Here is a 24,483-nt window from a genome sequence, read left to right as displayed (position 1 = left end):
TGCGGCCGACGCACCGGAGCGTTCCGGGTTGATCCGGCCACCGTGCGTACGTGGCGTCCGGTCAACGGGAGCCCATCACCCGCGTGGCCGGAGTGTCAACGCCGCCTGCCCGGACGGTGCTTCGGACCTCGATGGGTGCTGTCGGCGGGCCGTTGCGGGACCGGGCCGACAGCGGCGTGACGGCGTGTCGGCGCGCTCACACTGTGTCCAGGGTCACGTTGGCCGAGCGAATACGTCTGCGTTCGCGTTCACTGGGTAGGGCTTGGTCCCATCAGGACTCAACCGACCGCATACCGGACGCTCACCGACAAGGAGCACGACATGGCCGCCAAAGCGCACGTACTGCCCACCGCACTGTCCAAACGCTGCGGGGCAACCCCCCTCACCGTGGTTCCCGAACCCACGCCCGCCCTGGACGACGCCGCCTTCTACTGCGCCGAGGGATCCTTCGCCGAGCCGCCGCTGACCAGCGAGCCGCCGCTCGCGGACGCCGCCCCCCTCACCAGCGAGCCGCCGCTCGCCGACGTACTTCCGCTGACCAGCGAGCCCACCGCCCTCGCCACCGCCGCGGGACCGGAGTCGACTGGAGCCTGAATGCCACTGTCCCGGCTCGCCGCGCTGCACGGCGTCGCCAGTTCGTACTCCCCCTCGCCCGGGCAGACCGTGCCCGCCACGGACGACGCCGTCGTCGCCGCGCTCGCGGCGCTGGACGTGGACGCGAGCAGTCCCGAGGCCGTCCGCCGGGCGCTCGCGGTGCGGGAGGCGGAGGAACGGGAGCGGCTGCTGCCGCCGACCGTGGTGTGCTGGGGCACGGGACAAGGCGGGCAGCCCGCGTCGCTGACCGGGCTGCCGCGGGGCACCCGGCTGACGGTGACCACCGAGCAGGGCGAGACCCGCGGCGAGACGACGGGACTGCCCTGGGGCGTGCACCGGCTGCGGGCCGAGGCCGCCGACGGGCGCCGGGCCGAGGCGCATCTGATCGTGGCGCCCGAACGGGCCCCCGCACCGGCGGGCCGCTCCTACGGGCTCCTCGTCCAGCTGTACTCGCTGCTGTCGGCGCGCTCCTGGGGCATGGGCGACCTCGGCGACCTCAGCCAACTCGTCTCCTGGGCGGGCCGTGACCTCGGCGCCGACTTCGTCCAGGTCAACCCGCTGCACGCCGGTCTGGTCGGTACCGGCGACCCCTCGCCGTACCGGCCCTCCTCCCGCCGCTTCCCCGACCCGGTGCACCTGCGCGTCGAGGACATTCCCGAGTACGCCTATCTGCGCGGCGAGGAACGCGCCGAGGCGGAACGGCTGGTGGCCCGCGCCGAGGCCCTGCGCGAAGGGGTGCTCAGCGGCAAGGAGCTGATCGACCGGGACGCCGTCGGTGAACTCAAGCGGCGCGCCCTGGAGTTGGTGGCCACCGTTCCGCTCGGCCCCGGCAGGAGGGCCGCGTACTGCGACTACCTGGCCGTCGAGGGCCGCGCCCTGGACGACCACGCGACCTTCTGTGCCCTCGCCGAGCGGCACGGCAACGACTGGCGCTCCTGGCCCGCCGGACTGCACGATCCGGCCTCCGCCGAGACGGCCCGCGCCCGCGGCGAACTCATGGACCGGATCGACTTCCACTCCCTGCTGGCCTGGCTGACCGACGATCAGCTCGCCCGCGCCCAGCGCAGCGCCCTCGATGCGGGCATGCGGGTGGGCCTGGTGCACGACCTCGCCGTCGGCGTGCATCCCCGCGGCTCGGACAGTTGGGCGCAGCAGGAGTTCCACGCCGCCGGCATGTCGGTCGGCGCGCCCCCGGACGCCTTCAACGCGCGCGGCCAGGACTGGGGCCTGCCGCCCTGGCGCCCGGACCGTCTCGCCGCATCCGGCTACGCCCCCTTCCGGCGGCTCCTGCGCGCCCTGCTGCGGCACGCGGGGGCGCTGCGGATCGACCACGTCATGGGGCTCTTCCGGCTGTGGTGGGTGCCCGAGGGCCGCCCGCCCACCGAGGGCACCTATGTGCACTACGACTCCGAGGCCATGCTCGCCGTACTGGTCCTGGAGGCCCACCGCGCCGGAGCACTCGTGATCGGCGAGGACCTCGGCACCGTCGGGGACGGGGTGCGCGAGACCCTGCGCCGACGCGGGATCCTCGGCACCTCGGTGCTCTGGTTCGAGCGCGACTACGAGGGCTCCGCCTCGGGCCACCCGCTGCCGCCGGACCAGTGGCGCGCGGACTGCCTGGCCGCCGCGACCACCCACGACCTGCCGCCGACCGCCGCACGGCTGAGCGGGGATCATGTGCGGCTGCGTGAGGAGCTCGGGCTGTCGGGAGCGGGGAGCGCGGTGGAGTCGGCGGAACCCGAGGCGCAGGGGCCGGAGTTCGAGGGGCCGGAGTTCGAGGGGGCCGAGGCGGAGGACGCCACCGAGACCGCGCAGTGGCTCGCCACGTTCGCCCGGCTCGGTCTGCTCCCGGCGGGAGCGGGGCACGAGGAGGACGAGGTCCGCGCGGTCTACCGGTACCTGCGCGGCACGCCGTCCCGGCTGATCGGTGTCTGGCTGCCCGACGGCACGGGGGACCGGCGCCCGCAGAACGTCCCGGGCACCACCGACGAATACCCCAACTGGCGCCTGCCCATGGCCGACGACCAGGGTCGGCCGGTCACCCTGGAGGACCTCGCCGCCTCCGCCCGTCTGTACGCGCTCATCGACGTCTTCCGGTCGCCGGAACCCTCGCCGGGACCCCGATCGGTACCCCCGGACGCGCGGCCCGTTTGACCGTTCGCTACTTTGGGGTCTGTGGACAACAAGAACGCCCTGCGCGCCGGAGCCCTGGCAGCCGGTACGACGCTGATGATGATCCTCATGACGTCCCCCGCGCTCGCGGCCCGCGACGACGGTGACGACCCGGGCCCCGGCCTGAGCGTCGCCGAGACGCTCGGCCTCTTCGTGGCCGCCCCGATCCTGATCTTCGCGGTGATCGCCGGTCTGGTGATCCTGGGCGACAAGTCCCGCAAGCAGCCGAAGCAGGGCTGAGCCCACCGCTCTCTTCGTACCGAGGGTGCCGTCCGCAGACATCTGCGTCGACGGCGCCCTCGGTGTGTTTCCCGCGATGGGCGCGAGCGGGCTCGGCATGAACGGCTCCTTCCGCATGCCCGCGTTCCTGCCCGAGGCCCGTGTGCTCGGGCCCGTGCTTCTGCCCGTGCCTGTGCCTGCCCGTGCTTCTGCCCGGGCGCGTTCGTCTCAGGGCCCTTCGGCCGTGAGGTAGCGCTCGATCGTCGGGGCGAGCCAGTCGATCACCTCCTCCTCGTCCATCGCGACGGCCCCGGGGAACCGCAGCACGTACCGCGTCAGCGCCATGCCGAGGATCTGTGAGGCGCTGAGCGTCGCCCGCAGTGGCGCCTGGGCCGGATCGGGGCTCAACTGCTCGGCGAGCGGCAGCAATTGCTCGCGCAGCACCTGCTGCATCCGGTCGGCGGCCGCGGGATTGGTCACGCCGACGCGCATCAGCGCCGTGAACCCCTCGTCCTTGTTCCAGACCTCCAGGAAGTGGCGTACGAGGAGTCGGCCCACGCCCTTCTCCGCCTCCGTGGGCACCTGCGGAAGGCGCAGGTCGAAGGCGCAGGCCGCGGCGAACAGGCCCTCCTTGTTCCCGTAGTAGCGCATCACCATCGACGGATCGATCCGCGCGTCGCGCGCGATGGCGCGGATGGTCGCGCGCTCGTAGCCGTCGGCCGCGAACCGCTCCCGTGCCGCGGCCAGGATCGCCTCCCGCGTGGCGTCGGACCTGCGTCGCGGCCCGGAGGTGCCCCCGCTCTTCCCGTCGAGGGGAGCCGCGGGCGCCGCCGCCGTGCCGGAGTCTGCCGATTCATCAACCTGAGCCATGCCAACGAGCGTAGGCCAACAGGTGTTGACAGTCCAGTGGATCCTCTTCTAACGTTGCCAACGAGCGTTGGTCAACAGGCGTTGGCCAACAGGTGTTGGTGTGGGGATCGCGACTCGGGGAGGACGTCATGAGCGGCATCGAGCGGCAGGGCGACGAGAGCGTCGAGGTCGTCGTGGTGGGCAGCGGACCTACGGGACTGCTGCTGGCCGGAGACCTCGCGGCGGCGGGGATATCGGTCACGGTGGTGGAGAAGCGCCCGCGCCGGATCGGCAACCTCTCCCGCGCCTTCGTGCTGCACGCGCGCACCCTCGAACAGCTCGACGCACGCGGCCTCGCCGAAGCACTGGAGGAGAAGGGACGCAGGCTGGACCGGATGAAGCTGTTCGGCAGGCTCACGGTCCGGTTCGACGCCCTGCCCTCGCGCTTCAACCACGTCCTGATGCTGCCGCAGTACGAGGTGGAGAAGCCGCTGCTCGCCCGGGCCGAGAAGGCGGGCGTCAGGTTCCTCCACGAGACCGAACTGGTCGGCCTCGACCAGGACGTGGACGGCGTCACCCTCCATCTCCTGGACAGGGACGGGGCAAGCCGCACGCTGCGCGCCGCCTACGCCGTCGGCGCGGACGGGCTGCGCAGTACCGTGCGCGAGTCCATCGGCCTTTCCTTCCCCGGCCGTTCGGTGATCCGCTCGGTGGTGCTTGCCGATGTGCGGCTGCGGGAAGAGCCCACGGATCCACTGACACTCGGCGCGGTGGGCGGCGCTTTCGTCTTCCTGGCCCCGTTCGGCGACGGCTATTACCGCGTCATCGGCTGGCGCCGCGGGCGTGCGGCGGCCACCGACGAGCCGGTCACGCTGGACGAGGTCAGGGAGACCACCCGGCTCGCTCTCGGGCGGGACTTCGGCATGCACGACGCCCGCTGGCTGTCCCGCTTCCACAGCGACGAACGCCAGGCGCCCGCCTACCGTGTGGGCCGCGTCTTCCTCGCGGGGGACGCCGCCCATGTGCACACCCCGGCGGGCGGGCAGGGGATGAACACCGGTCTGCAGGACGCCGCCAACCTCGGCTGGAAGCTGGCCGCCGTGCTGCGGGGCCGGGCCAGGGACGAACTGCTCGACACCTATCAGGAGGAACGGCACCCGGTGGGCCGTGCGGTGCTGCGCAGCAGTGGGGCCATCGTCCGGCTGGCCGTGGCCGCCCGCCCCTGGACCCGCGCGGCACGCGCCGCGCTGACCGCCGTTCTCGGCATCTCCCCGTTCGCCCGCGCACAGGCCGTCGCACGGCTCTCCGGAATCGCCTACGCCTACCGGGCGCCGCGCGGCTCGCACCGGCTCACCGGACGGCGCGCCCCCGACCACGCGCTGACCGAGGGGCGGCTCTACGAGGCCCTGCGCGCAGGGCAGTTCGTGCTCGTCACACCGAAGGGGACCGCGCCGGGCCTCACGGGTCTGCCCGAGGCGCTGACCCTCGCGCACTGGGCGGACGCACGGAGCGACACCGTGCTCGTACGCCCCGACGGATACGTGGCCTGGGCGGACGACGAGGCGGACGTGTCACGGATCCGGGACGCGGTGAACCGGTGGATGTGCCCGGCGGCGTTCGGCCCGGCGCCCGTGCGCGGTTCGCGGGGAGGCCTCGGATGAACGTGTCCGCCGACGGCAACGGGCGGCTCCCCAGCGGGAAGCCGCCCGTGTTCACCGCGGTTGCCTCAGCTCGCGGCAGCCGCCGCGTCGGCCGCCTGGGCCTTCAGGGCGCGCTCGATACCGGAACGCGACTCGGAGATCAGACGGCGCAGGGCGGCGTTCGGCTGCGCCGACTCCAGCCAGGCGTCCGTCGCCTCCAGCGTCGACTGCTCCACCTGGATGGCCGGGTAGAGCCCGATCGCGATCTGCTGCGCCATCTCGTGCGAGCGCGCGTTCCACACGTCCCCGACCACCGAGAAGAACCGGTCCCCGTACGGCGCCAGCAGCTCCCGCTGGTCGGTCTGCACGAAGCCCGAGATCACCGCTTCCTGAAGGGCGTTCGGGAGCTTGTCCGACTCCACGACCGAGGCCCAGGCCTCCGCCTTGGCCTCGTCGGTGGGACGCGAGGCACGGGCGGTCGCCGCGTGCCGCTCACCGGCGGCGGTACGGTCCTGCTCGTACTCCGCGCCGATCTCGGGCTCGTCGAAGCGGCCGACCGTGGCCAGGCGCTGCACGAAGGCCCAGCGCAGCTCGGTGTCCACGACCAGTCCCTCGATGGTCTGCGTGCCGTCGAGCAACTGCTCCAGGATGTCGAGCTGTTCGGGCGTACGGGCGGTGGCGGCGAAGGAACGCGCCCAGGCGAGCTGGTGGTCGCTGCCCGGCGCCGCGGACCGCAGGTGGGCCAGGGTCGCCTCGGTCCAGCGGGCCAGTCCGGCCTCCCGCCAGGTCGGGTCGGCGTACAGGTCCAGGGCCAGCTTCACCTGCCGGTGCAGCGTCTGCACCACACCGATGTCGGACTCCTTGGCCACGCCCGCGAGCACGAGGTCCAGGTACTCACGCGTCGGCAGTTCGCCGTCGCGCGTCATGTCCCAGGCGGAGGCCCAGCACAGGGCGCGCGGCAGGGAGTCCTCGAAGTCGCCGAGGTGCTCGGTCACCACGGCGAGGGACTGCTCGTCCAGCCGGACCTTGGCGTACGAGAGGTCGTCGTCGTTGAGCAGGACGACCGCGGGGCGCGCACGGCCCACGAGCTGCGGCACCTCGGTGAGTTCACCGTCGACGTCGAGTTCGATCCGGTCGACGCGGTGCAGCCGGACGTTCGCCTCGTCGAGTTCGTACAGGCCGATCGCGATCCGGTGCGGCCGCAGGACCGGCTCGCCCTTGGCACCCGCGGGCAGGGCCGGAGCCTCCTGGCGCACCGCGAAGGCGGTCACCACACCGTTCTCGTCGGTGGCGATCTCGGGGCGCAGCACGTTGATGCCCGCGGTCTGCAGCCACTTCTGCGACCAGGTGGCCAGGTCACGGCCGGAGGTCTCCTCCAGCGCGCCGAGCAGGTCGGACAGGCGCGTGTTGCCGAAGGCGTGCCGCTTGAAGTAGCCCTGCACACCGCGGAAGAACTCGTCCATGCCGACGTAGGCGACGAGCTGCTTGAGGACCGAGGCGCCCTTGGCGTAGGTGATGCCGTCGAAGTTGACCAGGACGTCGTCGAGGTCGTTGATCTCCGCCATGATCGGGTGCGTGGACGGCAACTGGTCCTGACGGTAGGCCCAGGTCTTCATCGAGTTGGCGAAGGTCGTCCAGGCATGCGGCCAGCGGCTGCCCGGGGCGTGGGCCTGGCAGGCGATGGAGGTGTAGGTGGCGAACGACTCGTTCAGCCACAGGTCGTTCCACCACTCCATGGTGACCAGGTCGCCGAACCACATGTGCGCCAGCTCGTGCAGGATGGTCTCGGCCCGCACCTCGTACGCGGCGTCGGTGACCTTGGAACGGAAGACGTACTGGTCGCGGATGGTCACCGCACCGGCGTTCTCCATCGCCCCGGCGTTGAACTCCGGCACGAAGAGCTGGTCGTACTTCTCGAAGGGGTACGCGTAGTCGAACTTCTCCTGGAACCACTCGAAGCCCTGCCGGGTGACCTCGAAGATCGCGTCGGAGTCCAGGTACTCGGCGAGCGAGGGGCGACAGTACACACCCAGCGGGACGGACTGGCCGTCCTTCTCGTAGGAGCTGTGCACCGAGTGGTAGGGGCCCACGATCAGAGCGGTGATGTACGAGGAGATACGCGGCGTCGGGGCGAACGTCCAGACGTTGTCCACCGGTTCGGGCGTCGGCGAGTTGGAGACGACGGTCCAGCCCTCGGGGGCCCGCACGGTGAACTGGAAGGTGGCCTTCAGATCGGGCTGCTCGAAGGAGGCGAACACCCGGCGGGCGTCGGGTACCTCGAACTGCGTGTAGAGATAGACCTGTTCGTCGACCGGGTCGACGAAGCGGTGCAGTCCCTCACCGGTGTTGGTGTAGGCGCAGTCGGCGACGACCCGCAGTTCGTTTCGGCCCTGGAGCAGGTTCGACAGGCCGATGCGCGAGTCGGCGAAGACCGCGGCGGGGTCCAGGGCCTCGCCGTTGAGCACCACTTCGTGAACGGTGGGCGCCACCAGGTCGACAAAGGTCTCCGCGCCGCTCTCGGCACTGTCGAAGCGCACGGTGGTCACCGACCGGTACGTGCCTCCACCGCTCTCGGCTTCGTTCGAGGGGGTGGTCCCCCCACCCTGCGCACCCGAGAGGTCGAGATCGATCTCGTACGAGTCAATGGTGAGCAGCTTCGCCCGCTGCTGCGCCTCTTCACGGGTCAGATTGGTGCCGGGCACGCGGTCATCTCCTCGATGCGTCTTCTTCGATGCGTCGCTGAATCAGTTCCGTCAGTTGGTGACGTTCCGGCCATCCTTCCATGGGGGGTACGCATAACGCGATGTCCGCTTTCCGCCGCTGACCGGGTGCGCCTTCGGCGGTGGTGGCGGCAACCCACTGCATCGCCGCTGCCACCACCACGCGAAGCCCCCAAGGGACGACCTTCCAGGGCTTGTCCGGTACGGATCCGTTCGGTACGGGCCGGTTCAGTACGAGCCTGTTCGGTACGGGCCGGTTCGGTACGGGCCGGTTCGGTACGGGTCCGTCCCGGCTCGGACGTCTCCGGCGGCCGCTCGCTACTTCCGCGGCAGGGGAGTGGAGGTGGTGCGGCCCGGGGTCCTGCCCTCCGGCGGGTAGTCGCAGTCGATGCTGTTGACCTCGCGGTCGTTGTCCTCGGAGTCGATGACGGCGACGCCGGTGCAGGCACGGCCGTGCTCGTCGGTCCAGGTGACGATCTCGCTCCGGTCGGACTGCGTACAGCCGACGAGGAGCAGCACCGCGGCCACCGCACCCGTGAGCGGACCGAGTCGGCGAAGCCGGGACCGTCGGCCGCGGAGCGCGCCGGTGCCGGACTTGGCGCTGCCGGGACGGCCGTTGTCGCCGCCGATGCGGCCGTTGTCGCCCGTGTGGCCCGTACCGCTACGGCTGTCGTCCGTGCCGTCGCCGATGTGCTGCATGGTCATGCGAGTCCCCCCTGTAGCCCCTGGCCCCGCGGCGGCCACGCTGCGGGGCGGTCACCTGGTGACCTGTCGCGCGGTGTGCGGACTGCCCGCTTGATACCGCAGGCGGGCGCGGACGATTCCCTTCCGGGCCGGTTCCCCGGCCAGAGTTGGCCGGTTGTTCAGCGACAGGTCATGGGCACGGACGCGGGCCCGCGAGGTACCGGTTCCACCGGTCCTCCGACCGCGCCGCGACCAGCCCGCGGCGACCGGCCTCGGACAGGCCGAGGGCCCGGCCGTGAGGTCGGGTGGGAGGCGGTGAAGCCGTCCACGCGTCCGGCGGTCCGGGCCCTTGGGGAGATTCGGGTGCGGTCAGCTCTTGAGCTCGGCCGCGACCAGTTCCGCGATCTGCACCGCGTTCAGCGCGGCGCCCTTGCGGAGGTTGTCGTTGGAGACGAAGAGGGCCAGGCCGTGCTCGACCGTCTCGTCGACGCGGATGCGGCCCACGTAGGAGGGGTCCTTGCCCGCGGCCTCGAGCGGCGTCGGGATCTCGGAGAGTGCCACCCCGGGAGCGCCGGCGAGCAGTTCGTGGGCGCGCTCGACGCTGATCGGGCGCGCGAAGCGGGCGTTCACCTGGAGCGAGTGGCCGGAGAACACGGGCACGCGTACGCAGGTGCCGGAGACCTTCAGCTCGGGGATCTCCAGGATCTTGCGGGACTCGTGGCGGAGCTTCTGCTCCTCGTCGGTCTCGAAGGAACCGTCGTCCACGATGCTGCCCGCCAGCGGCAGCACGTTGAAGGCGATGGGGCGCTTGTAGACCTCCGGCGCTGGGAAGTCCAGGGCCTCGCCGTCGTGGGTGAGCTTGTCGGCGTCCGCGACGACCTTCTGGGCCTGGCCGTGCAGTTCGGCGACGCCGGACAGACCGGAGCCGGAGACGGCCTGGTACGTGGCGACGACCAGGGACTCGAGACCGGCCTCGTCGTGCAGCGGGCGCAGTACCGGCATCGCGGCCATGGTGGTGCAGTTCGGGTTCGCGATGATGCCCTTGGGGCGGTCCGCCACGGCGTGCGGGTTCACCTCGGAGACGACCAGCGGGACCTCGGGGTGACGGCGCCAGGCCGAGGAGTTGTCGATGACGACGGGACCCTGCGCGGCGACCTTCTCGGCAAGCGCACGGGAGGTCGCTCCGCCGGCGGAGAACAGCACGATGTCGAGGCCGGAGTAGTCGGCCGTGGACGCGTCCTCGACGGTGACCGGGAGGCCCTTCCAGTCGATGGTGGAACCGGCCGAGCGCGCCGAGGCGAACAGACGCAGTTCGGCGACCGGGAAGTCCCGCTCGGCGAGGATCCTGCGCATGACAGTGCCGACCTGACCAGTGGCTCCGACGATTCCGACCCTCACGGGAACTCCTTGCTGCAGCGGTTCCGGCCCGTGAAATGGGCCTTCGTACGTGTCCATGATGCGTATGTCCGGATGCGACTTGTCCAATCCATTGTCCGGCTTCTGGGACGCGTGACCTTCCGCACTGTGCGCACGGTGCCCCAGGTCACAGCGCCGCAGGCGGCGAGGGTGCGGGACAGGGGCCCGGCAGGGCCGGAGCGGCGGGTGCGGCACCCCGGCGAATTTCTTTCGCGGCCGGGCGAACGTTCCGGGGCCCTTCCGCGTCGTAGGAGGAGCCGGACGGCACGTCGTGGCGGGCTGCGGTCCGGCAGGCGGAGAACACGGCGGTCGGGGAGCCGCCAGGGGAGTGCGCCCAAGGCGCGCGTAGGGAGGGTGACGTATTGCGGTGGGGGAGGGGCCCCGGGGACCCGGGCGGGGATCCGCTCGACGCGTCCCAGGAGCGCAGGGTGTGCGCGGTCCTCGCGCTGGGCGGCGTCCCGCAGGCCGATGTGCCCGACGGGGTGCAGCAGGTCAGGCTGCGCCTTCTGGAGCGCGCGGCGCGTGGACTCGAAGCGCCGCGTGATGTCTCCGCCTGGGCGGCGGTGGTCGCCTCCAACCTGGCGATGGACTGGCACCGGGCACGCAAACGGCAGACGGGGCTCGGCGAGCGCCTCGCCGCGCTGCGCCAGGAGCAGCAGCCGGGAGCGGAGGACAGCAGCGTGCTGTCCCTGGCCGTGGCCCGGGGACTGGATGCCCTGCCCGACCCCCAGCGGCAGGTCGTGGTGCTGCGCTTCTACGCGGATCTGCCGGTACGCAGCATCGCCGAGGAACTCGGTGTGCCCGAGGGGACGGTCAAGAGCCGTCTGCACTCCGCCGTACAGACACTGCGCGTACGGCTCCACGAGGACGAGGTGGTGTGACATGACCGGTACCCCGGACCACGACGGTACCCACGGGGACCTGGACCCCCTGATGGCCGCCCTCCTCGACGAACCGCTGCCCCCGTCCGCCCTCGAGGACGACCGGTTCATGGCCGCCCACGAGCGGGCGGCCGCCGACATCGACCTGCTGCGCGCGGCGCTGCACTCACTCGGCGACGAGCTCACCGCCGCTCCCGGGGGTGCGCTCGCCCCAGCCCCGGCCACGGCCCCAACCCCGGCCCCGGGCGACGCCCTCGCCCCGGCTCCGGGCGACGCCCCCGCCCCCGAACCGGACCGGACGCCGACGCAGGCGCCCGGCACTCCTCGTACGCCGGAACTCGGTTCCGTCCTCGGAAGCTCGGCGGGAACTCCCGTGGCGAACCCGGTAGTTGGCCACCCCGCCCATCGCTCACGACGCCGACTGGTGTTCGGGCTCGCGGCAGCGGGGGCGGTACTGCTGCTAGGTGGGCTGGGGCTCGCCGTGGAGATCGGCGGGCAGGGGCACGTCGCGGACACCGCTCAGAAGGAGTCGGCCGGGGACCACGCCTCCCAGGCGCCACCGGCGGGAGGTCAGGAACCGGGCGAGGCAGCAAGCCCCTCGGCCGGGGCACCGTCCGAGTCGCCGCCGGGGGAGGTGCCTCCGAGGGCGGACGGGAGCCGGAACGCCGAGTCGTACGTGGCCTGCGCGCGGCTCGTCGTCGAGGGAGACGTAGCGAGAGTGGTGCCCGTGCCCGGCGGTATCGAGGAGCGGATCGTGCTCGACGTGACGCGCTACTACCGGCCGTCGAGCGGACGGGACCAGGTCAGCTTCGTCATGGAGGTGAACGTCAGCCCGCGTCTGCGGGTCGGTGATCACGTGCTGGTCGGTATCCCGCGGGGTTCGGCGTCCCCGGACGTCTGGTCCACCGGCGACCAAGTGGCCAAGGACCGGGCCTGGATCGAGGAGGCGCTTCCCGGGGCGAGCCGTATCGACCCCGACTCGTGCGGAGGTCTCGCACCGGCGGAATGACCACGGACCGCTCCCAGAACAACGGACCGCCAGAACAACGGACGCCCCCAGAACAACGGAAGGCCCCCAAACAACGGGACGGGCCCCCGCCACAACCCACATGGCCCGGAACCCGTCCCGCTCTCAACCGCCGGTCCTCCCCCACCCGCAGACGAAGGAGAACCAACAGCCGTTTACTGCCTAGTACTTACCGCAACTTTACGCTGCTTACTGCGCACCGCTCACTGAGTGACCTTCTCGATCTCCACACTGCCCACCCCGGCAACCGTGCCCCGGGCGTTGAGGAGCTGGACCTCGCCGAAGAAGGTGCGGCCCTCGGGGGCGGCGGAGTTGGCGACGACCTCGGCCTTGACGTCGGTCGAGGCGCCGTTGGGCAGCTCGACCGGGTCGGTGCCGACGGTCACCTTGCCGAGCGCGGAGGAGTAGAAGACGTCGTTGTAGTCGTACTCCGTGCTGCCCGAGGGAACCGCGTAGCCGACGACCTGGATGGTGTAGGTACCGGCGGCGGGCTTGCTCAGGCTGACCGACTCCTCGGAGTCGCCGTCGGCGGAGGAGCCGACCTCCTCGCCGTCCCTGAGCACGGTGAGGTCGAGGTCGGCGGCGGTGTCCGAGACGCCGCCGATGGCCACGTCGAGGCGGTCCGCGCCCTCGGGTACGACGACCTCGGTGGTCACCGTCTCACCGTTCTTGATCGTCGGACGCTGCGTCTTCGCCGAACCCAGCGGGCCGCCCTGGAGCTTGCCCTGGACCGCGGCGAAGCCGTTGGTCACCTTCCAGGAGACCGGGGTGGGCGTACCCGCCTTGGCCTCCTCGACCTTCTGCACATCCGGGTCGAAGGTGGCGCCGAGCACCGTCACACCGAGCTTGTACGGGTTGTCGAGCAGGGGCGAGGTACGGCGCGACTCGACCTCGATCTCCCAGACGCCGGGCTGCGGGTCCGCGTAGGCACGCAGGTCCGGGCGGCAGGCGTTGGCCGGGTTCTCGTAGTTCGGGTAGCACATCGTGGTGGCGTTGTCGTCGGACGGGACGCCGTAGGGGTGGATCGCGATGAAGCGGGTCTGGCTCTTGTCCTTCAGGCCGCCGAGCGTGACTTCGAGGTTCTTCGCGCCCTCGGGCACGGTCACGTAGTACGAGCGGTGGCTGTTGCGCTGCACCGAGCCCGAGGCACCGAAGGCGTACGAGGGCTTGGCGAGCTTCGCGGAGACGACGACCGTGGACAGGATCTGCCGGTCGATGCCCGGGGTGCGGGCGTCGTTCACGTCGAGGATGGCGCTGTGCACGCCCGCCGACTTCGGCTTGGCCGTGATCTTCACGGTGACGGTCTTGTTCAGCGGGAGCCGGACGGTGTCCGGGCTCGCGAGACGGAAGGTGCCGTCGTTGTTGCGCAGCTTCAGGTCGTGGCGGACCACGCGGTCGGGCCCGGAGGTGCGGGTGAGCTTGACCTCGTAGGTCTTCTGCTGCCCGGTCTTGAGGCCGCCCTCGCGGTCGTAGACGCCGGTGCCGAAGCCCGGGTCCTTCAGGAACTGGTCGATCGCCGTGTCGACCGGGGCCTTGACCGTGAAGTCGTGGGCCGCGACACCGCGCTTGATCTGCTTCCAGGCGCCGACGATGTCGATCAGACCGGAGCCCTCGGAGTAGGCCTGCTCGCCCGCGATGTGCCGGGCGGAGGAGGTCAGCGCCGTGCGGAGCTTGGCCGGGGTCAGCTCGATGTGCTGCTGCTTGGCGCCGGACAGGAGCAGCGCCGAGGCGCCCGCGGCCTGCGGCGAGGCCATCGAGGTGCCCTGGAGCATGGAGTAGCCCGCGGGCAGCGGGTAACCGGCCTCCTTGACCGGGCTGCCGGGCAGCCAGGTCTGGGTGGTGTTGATCGCGGCGCCGGGGGCGCTGATCGTGGGCGTGAAGCCGCCGTCCTCGCGCGGGCCGCGCGAGGAGTAGGGCTGCATCGCGTACTTCTTCTCCACCACGGAGCCGTAGTTGGCGGCCCAGGTCTCCTTGGAGGCGGCGGCGCCGACCGAGATGACCTTGTCGGCGAGGCCGGGGTCGCCGATGGTGTTGGCACCGGGGCCCTCGTTGCCCGCGGAGATCACGAGCTGGACGTCGTAGGTGTCGATGAGGCGCTTGTAGAGCTCGGCGCGGGCGTTGTTGCCGTCGTTGAGCGCGGGCAGTCCGCCGATCGACATGTTGACGATGTCGACGCCCCGCTTGGTGACGAGGTCGATCATGCCCTCGGTGAGCGCCACGTTGGTGCAGCCGCCGGTCCAGGTGCAGGCGCGCGAGGAGACCAGCTTGGCGCCGGGCGCGGCACCGTTCATCTTGCCGCCGAACAGGCCCTTGGCCGCGGTGATGCCCGCGACGTGGGTGCCGTGCTCCGACTCGATGACGCCGATGTTGACGAAGTCGGCCTTCTTGCCGACCCAGTCGCCGCCGTACGGGTCGGTGGGGACGTCCTTGCGGATCTCGACCACGAAGGGCACCCGCTCGGCGACGTCCGTCGCCGGGTCGTCCTTGCCGAAGTAGGAGACCTGGAAGCCGTCGCGGTAGGGCTTGAGCGCGGTGTCGTCGGCGAAGTCGCCGTTGTTGTTCAGGTCGACGCGGACCGTGCCGGCCGCCGGGTCGTACAGGACGCCCCAGGTGTCGGTGGTGTCGCCGTCGCGGTTGAGGTCGCCCTTGGCGTCGCCGCCCCGGGTGGCCGCCTCGCTGAACAGGCTGACCCGGTACGCGCCCGCGGGGGCCTTCCAGTCCCGGCCGTTCCAGGTGAACGCGGGGCCGCTGACCTCGTTGGTCATCCGGCGCCAGGTTCCGTCGGCGTCCACTATCGGGTCGGTCGCGGTGACCCAGTCGGTGATCTTGCGCTCGCCGGTGGTGGTCTTCTGCAGGGCCGGGTGGCCGAGGTCCACACCGGAGTCGAGGATGCCGATCGTCACGCCGCGGCCGTCGTACTTCGGGTGGTCCTCGACGAAGTCCACGGCGCCCGTCTCGTGCGCCGGGTTGTACGGGTTCTTCGCGGGGGTGCCCTTGCCCGGTGCCGGGTAGGTCCCGGTCGGTGCGGCCGGTGCGCCCTTGGCGCGGTCCGCCGCCGGGGTCGGGTCGTCCAGCTCGATCTCCTGGCGCAGGTCGATCCCGTGCACCGAGGAGAGCTTCCCGGCGGCCGCGATCGCGGCCTTGGCCCGCGCGGTGGGCACCGTCGCCCGCACATAGCCGAGCTTGTCGTGGCTGCGGCCGACCGAGCCGCCCTCGACGGCGTCGAGCGTCTTCGCGACCTGCTCGGTGGCGCCGGGCGCCGTCGCGATCATCATCGTGACGTTCTTGGTGCCGGAGGTCTGCGCCTCGGCGAGCAGGGCGGCGTCCGCCGCACCGAGCTTGTCGTCGGCCGACTTGGCGGCGGAGCTGGTGGCGGGGCCGGGGGCCTCGTCGGAGAAGGCGAGCGGGACCGGGCCCGCTGCGGCCAGAGCCGCGGTGAGACCGGCGGCCATGGCCAGGCGTGCCGCCCGTCGCGCACCGGATCTCGGTGCGGGCTGAGGATCGGAGGTCATCATCATCCCTGTGAGGTAAGGATCGTGACGATCAAAAGAGATCGGACCTGCCCGGAATTCGGGCTCGGATGACCGCTCAGCTTGCTGGACGCGACCGGACTTTGGGGGGAATTGCCGTCTCAGGGTTGCCGTGTGGCGTACTTCCGCCATGCGCCATGAGGGAGAAATTGGTGCAAACAGGGGCTTTTCCCAGGGGTTCTGCGCGGAGTGTGCACGACTCCCGCACGACTTCCTGACGTCGTCCCCACCTCGCCCGCATCTCATGCCCACGTTTCGCCCGCGTACGGAACTGAACATTCCGGCTCGTGGCGGCCGACGGACCGCCATGTCGAGGGGTGCGTGAAAGGGCCCTTCTTCCCCGCCGGATGAACGCCCGGTGACCGGCTCACCTCCGGCTCACAAGGGGTGGGTGGCCGCCCGGCGGACGCCGAGATCCACGTACGCAGATGGGCGCCGGGCGTTGCCGCCGCGTTCACGCACGCGCTACTGGCGGTGCGAACCATCGCTGGTGAAGCGGGGCTTCGCGGCTCCGCGACCACCGCTGATGCCTTCGCACTCGGGAGAGCGCATGCCGCGCCAAGGTTTCCCAGGACTCGACCGTCGCACCCTGCTCGTCTCGGCCGGCGCGGCGGGGCTCACCGCGGCGGGTGTCGGTTACTCGACGCTCGGCCCCGGCAGCTCCAGCGCCACCGCGGGCCCGCCTCCCGGCGCCTCCCGCAAGGCGCCCGCCGCCCCGCTGGCCCCGTACCGCCGCGGCACCACGCTGAACACCGTGGCCGCACCGCGCACCGGCAACGCCGGCTACCGGCGCCTGGGCGCGGGCCCGGCCTGGCAGCGCGTCGTGCGCACCGAACTGGCCGAGCCCACCGCGCGCCGCGCCGAGCGCCGCACCGCACTCGCCTCCTTCGTGCAGTTCACCGACCTGCACATCGTCGATGTGCAGCACCCGCTGCGGTACGAGTACCTGCGCGCACAGACCGCCAGCGCCTGGCGTCCGCAGGAGTCGCTGTCGGTGGCGGGCGCGATCTCGCTGGTGGAGCGGGTCAACGCGCTGCGCGGCGCGCCGGTCACCGGCTCCCCGCTGCACTTCGTGATGACCACCGGCGACAACACCGACAACAACGCCAAGAGCGAACTCGACTGGTTCCTCAAGACGATGAGCGGCGGCCGGATCACCCCCAACACCGGCGACCCGCGCCGCTACGAGGGCGTGCAGAACTCGGGCCTGAAGCTGTACTGGCAGCCCGACGACGCGCTGCACGACGCCGACAAGAAGCACGGCTTCCCGCACCTCGACGGCTTCCTGGCCGCGGCGGTCCGCGAGGTCAACAGCCCCGGCCTCAACCTGCCCTGGTACTCCACGGTCGGCAACCACGACGCCCTGCCCGGCGGCTGTTACGCCCAGGACTCCTTCTTCGCCGACTTCGCGGTCGGCGACCGCAAGCTCATGACACTGCCCGAGGCCCAGGGCGCCGCCCTGTGGAAGACGGTCAAGAAGGGCCACGACCCCAAGGGCGATCTCTTCCGCGAGCTGCTCACGACCGAGAAGCGCCGGATGCGCCGCGTCACGCCCGACCCCTCGCGCGCGCCCTTCACCCCCGCCGAGTACCTGACGGCGCACCTCGCCGACGAGCACACCGGCCCCGGCCCGCACGGACACGGTTACACCTCGGCCAACCTCGCCGCGGGCACCCAGTACTACACCTTCCGTATCGCCGACGACGTCCTGGGCATCAGCCTCGACTCCACCGACCCGGGCGGCCACTACGAGGGTTCCCTCGGCGATGCCCAGTTCGCCTGGCTGGAGAGGCAGTTGAAGGCGCACCGCGGCGAGCACGTGGTCGTCTTCAGCCACCACACCAGCAAGTCGATGCGCAATCTGCACCCGGACCCGAACAGGCCCCGCGAGCAGCGGCACGGCGGCGACGAGGTGCTCGAACTCCTCAAGAGCCACCGCAATGTCATCGCCTGGGTGAACGGCCACAGCCACAAGAACGCGATCACCGCGCACGGCACCTTCTGGGAGATCTCCACCGCCTCGCACGTGGACTTCCCGCAGCTCGCCCGGGTCATCGAGATCGTGGACAACCGGGACGGCACGCTCTCGCTGTTCACCACGCTGATCGAGTCCGCGGCCCCGCACGAGACGGACTTCGCCGACCTCTCCCAGACCGGCCTCGCCGCCCTCTACCGCGAGCTCGCCTTCAACGCCCCCGGCGCCCGCACCACGCTCTCCGGCGACCCGGGCGACCGCAACACCGAACTGGTCCTGCGCAAGCGCTGAGCCGGGCGCCGACCCCGGGTGTGCCCAAGTTCCCGCCAAATGGCGGGATATGACTCAACCGGCACACGGCCCCTCAACCCGGCGTCCCTCCGCCAGGTCCTCCCCGCCGAACACCCCGACCAGCGGGGAACAACGGGGAGGACGGCAACGGCATGGCGGGACGGACGACGAGGCGTACGGCGACGAGGCGTACGGCCATCAGGCGCACGACGGTGGTGGCGGGCGCGGTGCTCGCGGCCGCGGTCACCGCGGGCGTGCTGGCAGCACCGGCGAGCGCGGCGCAGGGGCACGACCACGAGGGGACACGCGAGGCACTGCGCGCCTCGATCGAGGCGGGCGTGCCCGGCGCGACGGTGGGCGTGCGCGACCGCGGCCGGGTCTGGAAGGCGGGCCTGGGCACCGGCGATCTGCGGACGGGAGAGCCGCGCGGCACCGACGACCACTACCGCGTCGGCAGCATCAGCAAGACCTTCCTGGCCACGGTGCTGCTCCAGTTGCAGGCCGAGGGGGAGATCGACCTGGACGACTCGGTCGACAAGTGGCTCCCCGGCGTCGTCGACGGCAACGGGCACGACGGCCGCCGGATCACGGTGCGTCAGCTCCTCAACCACACCAGCGGCGTCTTCAACGTGACCGAGGACCCCGAGTTCCAGCGGATCGCCTTCTCCGAGGAGTTCCTGAAGCACCGGTACGAGACGAAGACCGCCGGGGAACTCGTCGCCGTCGCGATGAAGCACAAGCCCTACTTCGCGCCCGGCAAGGGCTGGCACTACTCCAACACCAACTACAACCTCGCCGGAATGATCGTGGAGAAGGTCACCGGCCGGACGTACGCCGAGGAGATCCGGTCCCGGATCATCGAGCCGCTCGGCCTGCACGGCACCCGCTCGCCCGGCACCGACCCGTCCCTGCCCGGGCCGCACAGCCGCGCCTACTCCAAGCTCTCCGAGGACCCGGCGGCGAAGAAGACCTACGACGTGACCCGGATGAACCCCTCGCTCGCGGGCGCGTCGGGCGACATGATCTCCAACTCCGCGGACCTGAACCGCTTCTACTCCGCCCTGCTCGGCGGAAAGCTGCTGCCGAAGGCGCAGTTGAAGCAGATGCGGACGACGGTTGAGACCGATCCCGAGTCCCCCGAATCACGGTACGGGCTCGGCCTGATCTCCTCCGAACTGAGCTGCGGCGTCACGATCTGGGGCCACAGCGGCGGCATTCACGGCTCCAGTTCCAGCGCCTCCGTCATGGGCGACGGCAGGCACGCGCTGGCCTTCAACTTCAACGGCGACTGGGCGGGTGACGCGGGCAGCGTGATCGAGGCGGAGTACTGCGGCGACTGACCGGCGGGCGCGGGCAGTGGTCCGGGGCCCGTCGTCCGGGCCTGTCGTCCGGCCTGCCGTCCCGCTCGTCGTCCGGCCCGCGGAGGGGGCGGGCCTGATGACGAGCGGGACGACCCTCCGGCGCTCACCGCGGCAGGACGATGAGATACGGCGCGGGCTCCCGGTCGGCCGCGGCGAGCAGGGCGGTACGGACGACGGCCGCCTGCTGCTCGGGGTGTGCGCGCAGGTCCGCCGCGACGGTGCGTACGACCGCGATGCCGAGCCGTTCCAAGTGCTCGCGTTTGAGGGCGGGTTCGGACCAGACGGTGCCTTCGGGCCGGGGCGCGTGCCGGGCGGGGGCGCCGGTGTCGAGTTCGAGGGCCACCGAGTGGTCCGGCCAGTAGGCGTCGACGCCGCCGAGGTGCGGCCCGCCCGGCAGTCGCAGGTCGACGTTCCACAGCGGGTCGGGCAGTGCCTGTTCGCGCACCATGCGGTACAGCCCCTGCTCGGCCAGCGCCCGGCCCTCGGCGAGCAGGGTGTCGACGGCCTCCGCCACATAGGGGCGCCCCATCAGCCGGGACCGGGTCAACTCCCTTACCAGCGCCGAGGGTTCGCAGTGAGCCTCCCGTACCGCCTCGGTCAGCAGCACGCTCACCTCGGCGGGCTCGGACAGCCGCGCCACCGCGTCCGCGACCGCTCGGGGCACCGGCGCCACCGGGATCCCGTGCGCCTGCTGACCGGCGGGCATCCGGTGGGTGCGCACCACCCGGGCGAAACCGGCCGAGCGCAGCCTGCGGGAGCGTGGCACCAGGACGTCGATGTGGCTCAGCGAGGTGAGTGGGGGCACCGAGGCGAACCGGTGGTGGGCGAGCGCCGCGAGGCCGGTGACGACGGCCTCGCCGTAGTGCCGGTCGCGGGCCCCTGGCTGGGACGGCACGGTGTCCTCGGCGGCCCGCCGGGACCGTCCCGCGTAGAGCAGCGCGGCCTGCAGACGTTCCTCGCCGGTGGGCGCTCCGGGGTGCAACAGGTGTACGCCGGGCAGGAGTTGCTGCCAGGGCCCGCCGGGCCCCGACCGTTCGGCGGCCAGGGACGCAGGGACGCCGTGGGCCCGTAGCTCGGCGGTGTGCAGCACGCGCCGTCCGCTCTCGCTGAGGTGGTGCAGGGGGCGCGGGTGGGGGGACAGGTACATCTCGCCGAATGCCTGGGGGTTGTGTGTCATGCACGGCAGGTTCCCGGGCCCCGGCGGTGCGTGAACCGGTGTTACACGCCCGTCGGCAAACCGGGACATCAGCGTACGAAAGGGAGGGTGTTCGGGAGGGGAACAAGGGTTCCCCGACGGGGCGTGGCCCTGCGATGACCTGCGCGGCAGGGCCGGTGCGGAGGTGATCCGCGCCAGTCCCTCCGGCCATCCGGGCCGCCCTTGGCGACAGCTCCGTAACAGGGCCTGGCGGGAGGCGGGTTGACGGCCGCCGGGGAGTTCCCCCCGGCGGCCGTTCCCGCTCGGATCCGCTGCGGCCGTTCCCGCTCAGACCCGCTGCGGCTTCCCGCTCAGCCCCGCCGTGCCGCCGCCCGGTCGCAGGCCTGGCCGCGCAGGGCGCGGGCGAGGTCGTCGCGGGCCTCCAGGACCAGACGGCGCAGGGCGGGCGCGGCGTCCTTGTGCGCGTCGAGCCAGGCGTCCGTGGCGTCCAGGGTCTCCTGGCTGTCCTGGTGCGAGGGGTAGAGCCCGCGCACCACGTGCATACCGATCTGGATCGAGCGCTCGGCCCAGATCCGCTCGATGATCTCGAAGTAGCGGGGCGCGTACGGGGCCGTCAGCGCGCGCTGGCTGGGCTGGCCGAAGCCCGCGATGGTCGACTCCACCAGGGCGTTGGAGAGTGCCTCCGACTCCACGAGCTGGGTCCAGGCCTGCGCCTTGACGTCCTCGGAAGGGCGGGCCGCGAGCAGCCGGACGTGGTGGCGCTTGCCCGAGGCCGTGTCGTCACGGGCGAGTTCGGCGGCGAGCAGCCCCTCGTCGGCGGCCCCGTGCACGGCCAGCGGCTGGAGGAAGACCCAGCGCAGTTCCTGGTCGACATCGAGCCCGTCGATCTTGGCGGCGCCGTCGAGCAGTTCGCGCAGCAGCGTCAGCTCCGGCTCCCCGGAGGCGACCGAGGCGAAGAACCGGGCCCAGGTCAGCTGGTGCTGGCTGCCCGGCTCGGCCGACCGCAGCTCGGTGAGCGCGCCCTCGGCGAGCAGCCGCCCGCACTCCTCGCGCCACTCGGGCACCGCGTAGTGCACCAGCGCCGACTCGGCCCAGGCGTGCAGCATCTGCAGCACGCCGATGTCCGACTCGCGCCCGGCGAAGCGCAGGACCAGATCCACGAACTCCCGCGCGGGCATGAGCGCGTCACGGGTCAGGTTCCACAGCGCCGACCAGCACAGGGCGCGCGCCAGGGGGTCCGCGAGCGCGCCGAGGTGTGCGCGCAGCGTGGCGAGCGAGCCCTCGTCGAAGCGGATCTTGCAGTACGTGAGGTCCTCGTCGTTGACCAGGACCAGCTCCGGCTCCTCGGCGCCGGCCAGTTCCGCGATCACCGTGCGCGGGCCGTCGACGTCGGCCTCCACGGCGGCGTAGCGGGCGAGCACACCCTCGGCGTCGCGCCGGTACAGGCCGATCGCGACGCGGTGCGGACGCAGCTCGGGGTGGGACTCGGGCGCCTCCTGGAGCACCGCCAGCTCGGCGATACGGCCCTCGGCGTCCAGTACCACCTGCGGGGTCAGCGAGTTGACGCCCGCCGTCTGCAGCCAGGCCCGCGACCAGGCCGCCATGTCCCGGCCCGAGGTCTCCTCCAGGACCGACAGCAGATCGCCCAGCTCGGTGTTGCCGTACGCGTGCCGCTTGAAGTAACGCCGGGCGCCCTCCAGGAAGGCCTCCTGCCCGACATAGGCGCCCAGCTCCTTCAGGACCGCCGCGCCCTTGGCGTAGGTGATCCCGTCGAAGTTGAGCTTGGCGTCCTCCAGGTCACGGATGTCCGCGGTGATCGGGTGGGTGGACGGCAGCTGGTCGGCCCGGTAGGCCCATGCCTTGCGGTTGTTGGCGAAGGTGACCCAGGCGTTCTGGTAGCGAGTGGCGCCGATCAGCGCGTAGGAGCCCATGTAGTCCGCGAAGGACTCCTTCAGCCACAGGTCGTCCCACCAGCGCATGGTGACCAGGTCGCCGAACCACATGTGCGCCATCTCGTGCAGGACGACATTGGCGCGCCGCTCGTACGCGGCCTGGGTGACCTTGCCGCGGAAGATGAACTCCTCGCGGAAGGTGACCAGACCCGGGTTCTCCATCGCGCCCAGGTTGTACTCCGGCACGAAGGCCTGGTCGTACTTGCCGAACGGGTACGGGTAGTCGAACTGCTCGTGGAAGAAGTCCAGACCCTGCTTGGTGACCTCGAAGACCTCGTCGGTGTCGAAGTGCCGGGCGAGCGACTTGCGGCAGAGCAGGCCGAGCGGGATCTCCAGGGTGGAGCCGTCGTCGAGCGCCCGGCTGTAGTGGTCGCGCACCTCGTGGTAGGGACCGGCCACCACGCAGGTGATGTACGTCGAGATCGGCTGGGTCTCCGCGAAGCGCCACACCGCCCGTCCGCCGCCGCCGCGCGTCGCCGGGGCGTCGAGTTCGCCCTCGATGAGTTCGCCCGTGCCGTTGCTCCACACCTTCCAGCCCTCGGGCGCGGTGACCTCGAAGCGGTAGGGCGCCTTCAGGTCGGGCTGCTCGAAGTTGGCGAACACCCGGCGCGCGTCGGCCGGTTCGTACTGCGTGTAGAGGTAGACCTCGCCGTCCTCCGGGTCGACGAAGCGGTGCATGCCCTCGCCGGTACGGCTGTACGCGCACTGGGCGTCGACGACCAGCTCGTTCTCGGCGGCCAGGTCCTCCAGGAGGATCCGCGTACCGTCGAACACCGCCAGCGGGTCGAGGTCCTCGCCGTTCAGCGAGACGGCGGTGACCTGCGGGGCGATCAGGTCCGCGAAGCTGGCGGCGCCGGGCTCGGCGCAGCGGAAGCGGAGGGTGGTCACCGAGCGGAAGGTGTGCGCCTCGGGGCCCTCGCCGGTGGCGGAACGCAGATCGAGGGCGATCTCGTAGCCGTCCACGGTCAGCAGCGCGGCGCGCTCCTGGGCCTCGTCGCGGGTCAGATTCTCACCGGGCACGGCGGGTACTCCTCGGTCTCGTCATGTGGGGGGCTGATCGGACCGATCCTCGCACGCGGTCCTCTGACAGGACAGGGTTCACCGGCTGGCGAACAGCAGGAACGAAGGCGCGGACCGGGAATGGCCCGGACTTGCGAAGGGTTGGCCAGGGTAGGCAGGGCGGATGGGGCCGCCCGAGGGCGGCTCGCGTCCGTGTGCGCACACCAGCGGTTCAGCGCGCTCCGGGCGAGGCGCCCGTACTTCCGAGGAGAGAGATGACCGACACCACTCAGGCGACGACCACCGGCAGGACGCCCGTCGACTTCTGGTTCGACCCGCTGTGCCCGTGGGCGTGGATGACCTCCCGCTGGGTCCTGGAGGTCGAGAAGCTGCGCGACATCGAGGTGCGCTGGCACGTGATGAGCCTGGCTGTCCTGAATGAGAACAAGCTGGATGAAATGCCGGAGAAGTACCGCGAGTTGATGAAGACCGCCTGGGGCCCGGTCCGCGTCGCGATCGCCGCCGCCGAGCAGCACGGCGCGCAGGTGCTCGGCCCGCTCTACGAGGCGCTCGGCACCCGTTTCCACAACCGCGCCGAGGGTGCCACCCAGGAGGCGATCGTCGGCGCCCTCCAGGACGCGGGCCTGCCGGTCGAGCTCGCCGAGTACGCGGACAAGGACACCTACGACACCCAGCTGCGCGCCTCGCACAAGACCGGTATCGACAAGGTCGGCCAGGAGGTCGGCACCCCGGTCATCGCGGTGCCCGGCCCCGACGGCCAGGGCGAGGTCGCGTTCTTCGGACCGGTCGTGACGCCCGCCCCCAAGGGCGAGGCGGCGGCCCGGCTGTGGGACGGAACCCTGCTCGTGGCGAGCACGCCCGGCTTCTTCGAGATCAAGCGCACCCGCGACGTCGGCCCGATCTTCGACTGAGAACGCTACTGAGGTCGGTACGCAGCAGTAGGTCTCGCTCCGTACCGGTGCGCAACGGGAAGGCCCCCGCCAGTCACGTCCTGGC

General features: G+C 71.6%; 16 protein-coding genes. 9 read left to right on the top strand and 7 right to left on the bottom strand.

Annotated features, from left to right (window positions below; all coding sequences use genetic code 11):
- Positions 1–321 precede the first annotated feature (321 nt).
- From HUT18_RS08845 to HUT18_RS08835, 3 genes are read left to right on the top strand one after another with little or no spacing between them, the layout of a single operon-like run.
- Entirely contained in the window at positions 322–594 is a 273-nt protein-coding gene (locus HUT18_RS08845; protein WP_176099333.1) for a hypothetical protein, read from the top strand.
- A complete protein-coding gene (gene malQ / locus HUT18_RS08840; RefSeq protein WP_176099331.1) occupies positions 595–2,748 on the top strand; it encodes a 4-alpha-glucanotransferase in 2,154 nt (717 codons plus the stop codon).
- 21 nt (positions 2,749–2,769) lie between these two features.
- Positions 2,770–3,006 carry a hypothetical protein gene (locus HUT18_RS08835; RefSeq protein ID WP_176099329.1) on the top strand — a complete coding sequence of 79 codons (237 nt, stop codon included), beginning with the start codon at positions 2,770–2,772 and terminating at the stop codon, positions 3,004–3,006.
- A gap of 207 nt (positions 3,007–3,213) precedes the next feature.
- On the opposite strand, the gene HUT18_RS08830 is transcribed toward HUT18_RS08835, so the two are convergent.
- The gene (locus tag HUT18_RS08830) at positions 3,214–3,855 is read right to left on the bottom strand and encodes a TetR family transcriptional regulator (RefSeq protein WP_176099327.1); all 642 of its coding nucleotides are present in this window, start codon (positions 3,853–3,855) and stop codon (positions 3,214–3,216) included.
- A gap of 128 nt (positions 3,856–3,983) precedes the next feature.
- Here HUT18_RS08830 and HUT18_RS08825 point away from each other — a divergent pair, with 128 nt between their 5' ends.
- A complete protein-coding gene (locus tag HUT18_RS08825; protein ID WP_176099326.1) occupies positions 3,984–5,495 on the top strand; it encodes an FAD-dependent monooxygenase in 1,512 nt (503 codons plus the stop codon).
- A gap of 65 nt (positions 5,496–5,560) precedes the next feature.
- Here HUT18_RS08825 and pepN (HUT18_RS08820) read toward each other — a convergent pair whose 3' ends face one another.
- The 3 genes from pepN (HUT18_RS08820) to HUT18_RS08810 form a co-directional block, all read right to left on the bottom strand.
- Positions 5,561–8,176, bottom strand: coding sequence for an aminopeptidase N (pepN, locus tag HUT18_RS08820; protein WP_176099324.1), 2,616 nt, complete (start codon positions 8,174–8,176; stop codon positions 5,561–5,563).
- Between the two features lie 336 nt (positions 8,177–8,512).
- Positions 8,513–8,899 carry a hypothetical protein gene (locus HUT18_RS33615; protein ID WP_254878488.1) on the bottom strand — a complete coding sequence of 129 codons (387 nt, stop codon included), beginning with the start codon at positions 8,897–8,899 and terminating at the stop codon, positions 8,513–8,515.
- Between the two features lie 348 nt (positions 8,900–9,247).
- A complete protein-coding gene (locus HUT18_RS08810; protein WP_176099322.1) occupies positions 9,248–10,276 on the bottom strand; it encodes an aspartate-semialdehyde dehydrogenase in 1,029 nt (342 codons plus the stop codon).
- A 380-nt stretch (positions 10,277–10,656) separates the two neighbouring features.
- On the opposite strand from HUT18_RS08810, the gene HUT18_RS08805 reads away from it, so the two are divergent.
- A complete protein-coding gene (locus tag HUT18_RS08805) occupies positions 10,657–11,175 on the top strand; it encodes an RNA polymerase sigma factor (protein WP_176099315.1) in 519 nt (172 codons plus the stop codon).
- A gap of 1 nt (position 11,176) precedes the next feature.
- Entirely contained in the window at positions 11,177–12,184 is a 1,008-nt protein-coding gene (locus HUT18_RS34155) for a hypothetical protein (protein WP_176099313.1), read from the top strand.
- A gap of 221 nt (positions 12,185–12,405) precedes the next feature.
- Here HUT18_RS34155 and HUT18_RS08795 read toward each other — a convergent pair whose 3' ends face one another.
- On the bottom strand, positions 12,406–15,714 hold the full coding sequence (locus HUT18_RS08795) for a S8 family serine peptidase (RefSeq protein ID WP_176099311.1): 3,309 nt from the start codon (positions 15,712–15,714) through the stop codon (positions 12,406–12,408).
- 568 nt (positions 15,715–16,282) lie between these two features.
- Between HUT18_RS08795 and HUT18_RS08790 the strand changes: the two genes are divergently transcribed.
- Together HUT18_RS08790 and HUT18_RS08785 are read left to right on the top strand one after the other, a co-directional pair.
- Complete coding sequence (locus HUT18_RS08790; protein ID WP_176099309.1) at positions 16,283–17,998, top strand: TIGR03767 family metallophosphoesterase; 1,716 nt, start codon at positions 16,283–16,285, stop codon at positions 17,996–17,998.
- A gap of 152 nt (positions 17,999–18,150) precedes the next feature.
- Complete coding sequence (locus tag HUT18_RS08785; protein WP_176099307.1) at positions 18,151–19,338, top strand: serine hydrolase; 1,188 nt, start codon at positions 18,151–18,153, stop codon at positions 19,336–19,338.
- A 124-nt stretch (positions 19,339–19,462) separates the two neighbouring features.
- On the opposite strand, the gene HUT18_RS08780 is transcribed toward HUT18_RS08785, so the two are convergent.
- Together HUT18_RS08780 and pepN (HUT18_RS08775) are read right to left on the bottom strand one after the other, a co-directional pair.
- The gene (locus HUT18_RS08780; RefSeq protein WP_254878487.1) at positions 19,463–20,536 is read right to left on the bottom strand and encodes a hypothetical protein; all 1,074 of its coding nucleotides are present in this window, start codon (positions 20,534–20,536) and stop codon (positions 19,463–19,465) included.
- A gap of 329 nt (positions 20,537–20,865) precedes the next feature.
- The gene (gene pepN / locus HUT18_RS08775; protein ID WP_176099304.1) at positions 20,866–23,487 is read right to left on the bottom strand and encodes an aminopeptidase N; all 2,622 of its coding nucleotides are present in this window, start codon (positions 23,485–23,487) and stop codon (positions 20,866–20,868) included.
- Positions 23,488–23,741: 254 nt separating this feature from the next.
- On the opposite strand from pepN (HUT18_RS08775), the gene HUT18_RS08770 reads away from it, so the two are divergent.
- A complete protein-coding gene (locus HUT18_RS08770; RefSeq protein WP_176099302.1) occupies positions 23,742–24,398 on the top strand; it encodes a DsbA family protein in 657 nt (218 codons plus the stop codon).
- The last annotated feature ends 85 nt before the right edge of the window (positions 24,399–24,483 follow it).

This window comes from Streptomyces sp. NA04227, from assembly GCF_013364195.1.
Classification (GTDB): Bacteria; Actinomycetota; Actinomycetes; order Streptomycetales; family Streptomycetaceae; genus Streptomyces.
This window is presented reverse-complemented; position numbering and strand designations above follow the sequence as displayed.